1 protein-coding gene is annotated in these 855 nt (G+C 48.0%); it reads right to left on the reverse strand.

The window, feature by feature from the left end:
• Nucleotides 1-855 (reverse strand): peptidase M23 (locus R7O13_RS25425; protein ID WP_318305017.1); only part of this gene is annotated, 855 nt, incomplete at both ends.

Here is an 855-nt window from a genome sequence, read left to right on the forward strand (position 1 = left end):
AAATACGACTGTGCCAGGGTAAACCGCTTTAACTTGTTGACCATAGTTAGCGGAAAGCACCATACCTTTCCAGTTTACTTGTCCGGTTTGACGCGTACCGAAGTTATGTAACACACTGCCTTTGAGTGGCCATGGTAGTTTGCCGCGCTGTTTGCCGAGCCCGTCCATTGGTACCGCATTTCGCTTGGCGGCTTTTGCAATCTCGGCTTTTAGACGGGTTTCATTGCGTTGTAGCTCAGCAAGGTAACGTTTGTCGTTTTTAATGCTGCTCTGAATTTTGTTCAGCGTTTGCTTACGATTCGTCTGCGTACTGGCCAGTGCGGTACGCTTTTCTGATTGCTGCTTGAGCAGGGTTTCGATCTGCTCTTTCTCTAGCTCAAGTTGGTTTTTGTTGTGCGCCAACTCTTGAGTGGTTTTGGTGATGGCATCAATCACTTCGGCACGAGCCTTGGCTAAGTGCTGAAAGTATTGGCTAATGCGGTCTTCTTCTACGCCTTGATTCAATAAGTGCCCATTCGCTTTCGCTCGCTCGGTCACGTAATACGTTTGCAGCAACTGCTTGAGCTCTTCCTCTTGTGCTTGGCGCTGGGCTTCTTGCAAGGAGATTTTCTCTTCCAGTTTATTGATGTTCTTGTCTGCTTGAGCAAGGTCGGCTTTAGTTTGCTTGATTTCTCGCTCCAGCTTAGAAATGCCAAGCTCTTGGTCTTTGAGCGATTTTTCCAGCTCGTTAAGCTGTTTCTCTTGCGACGTTAGCGCCTTCTTTTGGCGATTGATTTCGCTGGAAACGCCTTTGAGCTCTTGCTGACTTGCGGCGAAAGAAGAGAGGGGATAGGTGGCAGATAAAGCACAAGTTAA

This window comes from Vibrio sp. Y176 (assembly GCF_033438945.1).